The organism is Bradyrhizobium sp. CCBAU 45394 (genome assembly GCF_028128655.1).
Lineage (GTDB): Bacteria > Pseudomonadota > Alphaproteobacteria > Rhizobiales > Xanthobacteraceae > Bradyrhizobium > Bradyrhizobium diazoefficiens.
In genome coordinates, this window is the sequence record NZ_LBIX01000024.1 from 1 (window position 1) to 262 (window position 262).

Annotated in this window: 1 protein-coding gene; it reads left to right on the forward strand. The window is 57.3% G+C overall.

What is annotated here, in order from left to right; all coding sequences use genetic code 11:
* Window positions 1-262: transposase (locus WN73_RS11490; RefSeq protein WP_271552812.1), on the forward strand; the 262-nt coding region annotated here is incomplete at both ends.

Consider the following 262-nt stretch of genomic DNA (forward strand, 5'->3'; position numbering starts at 1 on the left):
ATCTCGCCAATCTTCCGGCGATGACGGATCTGCGCACGCTGGCCGCCACCATCAAGGCACGGTGGATTTGTGAGCAGGCGCATCAACAGTTGAAGGAGGAACTTGGACTTGATCACTTCGAAGGGCGATCATGGCAAGGTCTTCATCGCCACGCCCTTATGACAATGATTGCCTACGCCTTCCTGCAACATCGTCGCCTCGCAAACGCGGGGCGGAAAAAAAAGAATCAACGGGCCTCCGCCTCAACCAACCATGCCCGCCG